General features: G+C 51.9%; 6 protein-coding genes. 5 read left to right on the forward strand and 1 reads right to left on the reverse strand.

What is annotated here, in order from left to right:
- The coding region (gene cysD / locus ABYW01_RS10995; RefSeq protein ID WP_372832698.1) for a sulfate adenylyltransferase subunit CysD at positions 1–576 on the reverse strand (576 nt) is incomplete at its 3' end.
- Positions 577–867: 291 nt separating this feature from the next.
- Here cysD and ABYW01_RS11000 point away from each other — a divergent pair.
- The 5 genes from ABYW01_RS11000 (at position 868) to cysG (ending at position 6,192) form a co-directional block, all read left to right on the forward strand.
- Positions 868–1,653 (forward strand): sulfite exporter TauE/SafE family protein, encoded by a 786-nt coding sequence (locus ABYW01_RS11000; RefSeq protein WP_372832699.1) that lies wholly within the window; start codon positions 868–870, stop codon positions 1,651–1,653.
- 65 nt (positions 1,654–1,718) lie between these two features.
- Positions 1,719–3,377, forward strand: a complete 1,659-nt coding sequence (locus ABYW01_RS11005) for a nitrite/sulfite reductase (protein WP_372832700.1) — start codon at positions 1,719–1,721, stop codon at positions 3,375–3,377.
- The gene (locus tag ABYW01_RS11010) at positions 3,361–3,837 is read left to right on the forward strand and encodes a DUF934 domain-containing protein (RefSeq protein WP_372832702.1); all 477 of its coding nucleotides are present in this window, start codon (positions 3,361–3,363) and stop codon (positions 3,835–3,837) included. Before ABYW01_RS11005 ends, ABYW01_RS11010 begins: the two co-directional genes overlap by 17 nt.
- Positions 3,838–3,896: 59 nt before the next feature.
- Positions 3,897–4,616, forward strand: coding sequence for a phosphoadenylyl-sulfate reductase (locus ABYW01_RS11015; protein WP_372832703.1), 720 nt, complete (start codon positions 3,897–3,899; stop codon positions 4,614–4,616).
- 151 nt (positions 4,617–4,767) lie between these two features.
- Positions 4,768–6,192 (forward strand): siroheme synthase CysG, encoded by a 1,425-nt coding sequence (gene cysG, locus ABYW01_RS11020; protein ID WP_372832705.1) that lies wholly within the window; start codon positions 4,768–4,770, stop codon positions 6,190–6,192.
- Positions 6,193–6,553: the final 361 nt, after the last annotated feature.

Genomic DNA, 6,553 nt, shown 5'->3' on the forward strand with positions numbered 1-6,553 from the left:
CCAGTTGGACAGTGGGAATACACGAATGCTTTCACCCTTGTCGATACGGGTGTTGAAGGTATTCCACAGCTCCGGACGCTGGCTTTTCGGATCCCAGCGATGGTTCTCGTCACGGAAGGAGAACACACGCTCTTTTGCACGGGATTTCTCTTCGTCACGACGGGCACCACCAAATGCCGCATCAAATTTGTACTTGTTCAAGGCCTGCTTCAGGCCCTGAGTCTTCATAATATCGGTGTGCTTCTTGGAACCGTGGGTAAACGGACTGATATCCATGTCCACGCCTTCCTGGTTGATGTGCACGATCAGATCCATGCCGGCTTCTTGAGCCATCTGGTCACGGAATTCGATCATTTCACGGAACTTCCAGGTGGTGTCTACGTGCATCAGCGGGAAGGGTGGATTACCCGGATAAAACGCTTTACGCGCCAGATGCAACATGACAGCGGAGTCCTTACCAACGGAGTAAAGCATCACCGGGTTTTCGAACTCGGATGCAACTTCACGAATGATATGAATACTCTCGGCTTCGAGCTGCCGAAGATGGGTCAAACGATGTTCCGGCAAGGATGACATTAATACACGCCCTTTAAATTAATATCGATTGAAGCAAGAAACCCCATTCCGCCTTGCTGACGTTATAGAGTTCCGGTTTTAGCTGCGCATTATCGCAGCTCGCCCTATAAAACAAAAAAGAATAAATAGAAATTTATTAATCACTTTTTAGAATATAGAGCTCAATTTGTGACCAGTATATAAGAATCCCTGCATTCAATCAAAAAGTAATAAGAAAATTTCAAATTATTATTTTAAGTTATATGCAGCACAGGCTAATATTCCGCTCGTTTATTAGTGACAGGTGCACCCATGGAATTTGCATACAGCTTTGCTGGATTGGTAGTCGGATTCATCGTCGGCCTGACAGGTATCGGCGGTGGAGCCCTAATGACGCCAATACTGATCGTTGTATTCGGTATCCCACCGGTGACAGCCGTCAGTACCGACCTTTTATATGCAGCTATAACTAAAGGTGGCGGTATTTTCTCGTACGCCAAGAAAAAGCTGGTCGAGTACAAGATTGTTCTGCTGCTGTTGAGCGGTAGCCTGCCAGGCAGTTTGCTGACCCTGCATTATTTGAAGGGGCTGGATGGTCTGGAACAGATCGAGCACCTGATGAACCTGACGCTGGGCGTGTCGCTGGTACTGACCTCCATCGCTGTATTCTTTCGCAATAAGATTCGCGCGAAAGCACTGGAGTGGCAAGACACAGCCTTTGCACACCACGGTCGCCGCTGGCGCCCGTATATTACGGTTGCGATGGGCGTTGTCCTTGGCGGCCTGGTAACTCTGTCATCTGTTGGTGCAGGTGCTCTGGGAACCGCGCTATTAATTTTGCTGTATCCACGAATGTCCATGCCGGCCATCGTGGGTACTGACCTGTTGCATGCAGTGGTCTTAACTGCAGTAGCCGGCGCAGGTCATTACGGGATGGGGAATGTTGATCTGACATTGCTGATCTATCTGGTTATCGGATCATTGCCAGGCGTGTTTGTCGGTAGTCATCTGGGTACCCGACTTTCACCAAAGGTGATGCAGCCGATCATGGGCTCATTACTGTTAGCCATCGGCCTGCGTTTCGTTCTGGCCGGGTAAGACCCAACAATTTTTAACACAATGTGAGGTGATCGGTCCGTAGAGGCCGAGCTAGGTGTCGAATCATGTATCAATACAATCAAGTCGACCAACAACTGGTAAATGAGCGTGTCGCGCAGTTCCGCGATCAGACCCGCCGTTTCCTTGCTGGTGATCTGCCGGAAGATGAGTTTCTGGCGCTCCGTTTGATGAACGGACTTTACGTACAGCGTCACGCGCCAATGCTGCGTGTAGCGGTACCTTACGGCATGATGTCGGCACAGCAGATGCGCTCTCTGGCACACGTTGCCCGCACGTGGGATAAAGGCTACGGTCATTTTACGACCCGTACCAATATCCAGTTCAACTGGCCGAAACTGGAAGACGTACCCGATATTCTGGAAGAGCTGGCGAAGGTGCAGATGCACGCTATCCAGACCTCCGGTAACTGTATCCGTAATACGACGACTGACCAGTTTGCAGGTATTATTGCTGATGAGATCGAAGATCCGCGTCCGTACTGCGAGATCATCCGTCAGTGGTCCAGCCTGCATCCGGAATTCGCGTTCCTGCCACGTAAGTTCAAGATCGCCATCTCCGGTGGTCCAACTGATCGTGCCGCCTCTCAGGTGCATGATATTGGCCTGCACATCGTGACAAACGATGCAGGCGAAGTCGGCTTTGAAGTACTGGTCGGCGGCGGTCTGGGTCGTACACCTGTGATCGGAAAACAGATTCGTCCGTTCCTTCAGAAGAAGGACCTGTTGTCCTATCTGGAAGCGATCATTCGTGTTTACAACCTGAAAGGTCGCCGTGATAACAAATACAAAGCGCGTATCAAGATTCTGGTCAACGCACTGGGTATCGACACGTTCCGTGATTTGGTTGAAGCCGAGTGGGAACAGATCAAAGATTCTGATCTGGTACTGACCGATGCAGAGATCAGCCGTGTTCAGGGCTTCTTCAAGCCATTCGAATACGAAGCTGATGCAGCAAACGATACCTCGCTGGATGCCAAACTGGCTGAAGACGCAAGCTTCGCTGCATGGTTCCGTCAGAACACCGTTGAGCACAAAGTGTCCGGTTACCGCGCAGTGATCGTATCGCTGAAAGCACATCTGGTACCCAAAGGTGATATCACCCATCAACAGATGGATCTGGTGGCCGACCTGTCGGACAAGTATAGCTTCGGTGAGATCCGTTCTACCCATAACCAGAACCTGGTACTGGCGGATGTACGCAACGCTGACCTGTATGAGCTGTGGGAAATTCTGTCTGAAGCAAACCTGGCCCGTGCCAACGTTGGTACCTTGACCGACATGACGGTCTGCCCGGGTGGTGACTTCTGTGCGCTGGCAAACGCCAAAACACTGGGTGTTGCTGATCAGATTGATGCCAAGTTTGAAGATCTGGATTACCTCTATGATCTGGGCGATATCAAGCTGAATATGTCCGGTTGTATCAATGCCTGCAGCCACCACCACGTTGGCCATATCGGTATTCTGGGTGTGGATAAGAAAGGTGAAGACTGGTACCAGATCACCCTGGGTGGCTCCGATGGCGAAGATGCCTCTCTGGGCAAAGTCATCGGCAAGGCGGTAGCGTCCGATGAGGTCGCTGACACGCTGGAGAAAGTCCTGGCGGTATTTGTAGAACAACGCATTGAAGATGAACGGTTTATCGATTGCGTGCGTCGCATCGGCCTGAGCCCGTTTAAGGAGAAAGTTTATGCCCCTGCTCATTAATCGCGAACCGGTCGAAAACGATAGCTGGACACTGGTCGATGAAGACACTCTGCAGCAGAGCGGTGACATTATTGTTCCACTGGCGCTCTACCTGGAGAATCAGGACAGTCTGAGCAACCGTGACGGCCGTTTAGCCGTGCAGGTCAACGGCGATGACAACATCGATACAGTATTAGAAAATCCAAACCAGTTCCCGTTGATTGCGGTATTCTTCCCTGCTGTGCGCGATGGTCGGGGGTTCTCGATCGCCCGCCTGCTGAAACGCGCTGGCTTTACCGGTCAGATCCGTGCCACAGGTGATGTATCTCATGATCGCCTGGACTTCATGACCCGCTGCGGTTTTGATGCACTGGAGATTCCTGCAGACCGTTATAGCGAAGAAGTGCATAACGCGTTTAGCGAATTCAGCGTCCGTTATCAGGGCGCTGAAGATGACAGCCGTCCGGTCTATCGCCAGTAGCCGGATCGTGCAGGCCATACCCGGATGGTGTGGCCTTTTTATGTGAGTGAGGTTGAAAGATGAGTGAGCAAATTACCCCGGAGCTGCAGGCAAAAGTTGATGCCACGGCCGCTCTGCTGAAAAAGGCGGTCGCTGATCACGACGGCTCCATCGTTCTGGCCAACAGTCTGGGCGCGGAAGATGTCGTTCTGACCGATCTGCTGAGCAAGTTCGCGCCGGAAATTCCAATGTTCGTTCTGGATACCGGTCGCCTGCCCGAAGAAACCCTGAAATTACTGGCGGACGTGCGCACCGTCTACCGTAACCTTCAGGTACAGGTGTATTACCCTGAGTCTGCCGATGTGGAAGCCTACGTGCAGGACAACGGGATTAATGCATTCTACGAATCACAAGAGATGCGCAAAGGCTGCTGCTTCGTACGCAAGATCAAGCCCCTGCAGCGCGCTCTGAGTGGCAACAAAGCATGGATTACCGGCCTGCGCCGTGAACAGTCCGTCACCCGTGACGAGATCCAGTTCGAAGAGTGGGACGAAGGCAATAACATGCACAAGCTCAACCCTCTGGCCGACTGGTCTGAAGAGGATATCTGGGCATACATCAAAGCGAACGATGTTCCGTACAATGCATTGCACGATCAGCACTACCCAAGCATCGGTTGTGCTCCCTGCACCCGTGCGATCTCCATGGGAGAAGACGTTCGCGCCGGACGTTGGTGGTGGGAAAATCCGGAAAACCGCGAATGTGGTCTGCATCCGGCAACACCGCTTAAGTTCAAGTAAGCACTTCAGAAAAAGGGGCAACGAGGCCCCTTTTTTCTTGCCTGTCGCAAACCTGCCCGCTATTGCAGCATTTGCTCTGATACACTATTAACATTCTGTAACCTATTTCCGGCAACGACGTCAGATATCCGATCCATCAGGAGAGCTAGCCTTGGATTACCTGCCACTCTTTTTCAAACTCGAGAATCAACCCGTATTGCTGGTCGGCGGCGGTAGCATCGCCCTGCGTAAAGCAACGCTGCTCACCCGTGCAGGCGCGATCGTCACCGTCGTGTCCCACGAAGTTTGTCCAGAACTGGAAGCCATGCTCGCCCAGCATCAAGGCGAAGTGATCATTGGCGAGTATCATGCCGCCCTTTTGGAAAACAAAGGCCTGGTAATCGCTGCCACCGACGATAATGCGCTGAATGAGCGGGTTCACTTCGACGCCAAAGCCTGCAACCTTCCGGTTAACGTCGTTGACTCACCTGATCTGTGCACGTTTATCTTCCCTGCCATCGTTGATCGCTCCCCTATCGTGGTGGCCATCTCCTCTGGCGGACAAGCACCGGTTCTGGCGCGCCTGTTACGGGCCAAACTCGAAACCTGGATCCCGAACAGTTACAGCGAGCTAAGCCAGTTGGTGGGACGTTTCCGCCACGCAGTGAAGAAGCGTTTCACATCGGTTAACCAGCGTCGTATTTTCTGGGAGGAGGTCCTGCAAGGTCAGATCGCCGAGAAGGTCTTCGCAGGCCGTCATGATGAAGCCCAACAGATGCTGGAGAGTAAACTCGACCTCAGTGATTCAGAACAACATACCGGCGAAGTCTATCTTGTCGGCGGTGGGCCGGGCGACCCCGAGCTACTGACCTTTAAAGCGCTACGCCTGATGCAGCAAGCCGACATCGTATTCTACGATGCGCTGATTTCCGACAAAGTACTGGATCTCTGCCGCCGCGATGCGGACCGGGTGTTTGTTGGCAAGAAACGCGCAAACCACGCGGTGCCGCAGGAAGGTATTAACGAGCTGCTGGTTAAACACGCGCTTCAAGGCAAACGCGTGCTGCGTCTTAAAGGCGGTGACCCTTTCATCTTCGGGCGCGGCGGAGAAGAGCTACAGAAGCTGAAGGAACACAACATTCCGTTTCAGGTGGTACCGGGTATCACTGCAGCCAGTGCTTGCTCTACCTACGCCGGTATCCCTCTGACCCATCGCCACTATGCGCAATCCGTGCGTTTTGTGACAGGTCAGCTGAAAAACCGCAGCTCCGATCTAAATTTCGAGGAGCTGGTTCATCCCAACCAGACCATCGTTTTTTATATGGGCTTACATAGCCTGCCCCACCTGAGTAAGGAACTGATCCGTCACGGTAAGGCAGAAGACACACCGGCCGCGATTATTTCTCGCGGGACCTCCCCTGAGCAGAAAGTGCTAGTCGGCACATTGGCCAATCTGGCAGGCAAACAGCAGAAAGCACAGCTGGAAGCACCGGCACTTATTATTGTCGGTGAAGTCGTAGACCTGCATGATGATCTGGCATGGTTTGGCGAGGAAGTCCTGAGCGAACATCAGGCTGACCTGCTACCGAGGGATTAAATCAACAGGCGACTGAGTCGCAAAATGGGTGCTCTCAGTCGCCTCTTCAACACCGCTGACATAACTAAAACGGTTCAAATCGAGCATGAACTCAAATATTACAGTTTATTCACACTTTCTGTGGATAAGTTCGTGGATGAGTTTGTGACAGACACCTCTAGCCCCCATGAGACATAGCACTCCTGCAGATTGCGCATTTTACGACCAGCCCATAAAATGCTTGTTTTTCATGCAGTTAAGCACGTAAAAATAAAGCGGATTGCAAGTATTGACAGTCAATAAGTCTGAATATTTTTACCCTTTTTGTAAAAAAACTACCGCTTTTATCTCTAGACTTTTGGCACTTACTCACAGAGAGACA

Origin of the sequence: Pontibacterium sp., from assembly GCF_041587635.1 — a bacterium.
Lineage (GTDB): Bacteria > Pseudomonadota > Gammaproteobacteria > Pseudomonadales > Balneatricaceae > Pontibacterium.

Excerpts from the sequence above, each read along its gene's own strand:
- ABYW01_RS11000 (WP_372832699.1), top strand. The coding sequence starts at position 868 with ATGGAATTTGCATACAGCTTTGCTGGATTGGTAGTCGGATTCATCGTC.
- ABYW01_RS11005 (WP_372832700.1), top strand. The coding sequence starts at position 1,719 with ATGTATCAATACAATCAAGTCGACCAACAACTGGTAAATGAGCGTGTC.
- ABYW01_RS11010 (WP_372832702.1), top strand. The coding sequence starts at position 3,361 with ATGCCCCTGCTCATTAATCGCGAACCGGTCGAAAACGATAGCTGGACA.
- ABYW01_RS11015 (WP_372832703.1), top strand. The coding sequence starts at position 3,897 with ATGAGTGAGCAAATTACCCCGGAGCTGCAGGCAAAAGTTGATGCCACG.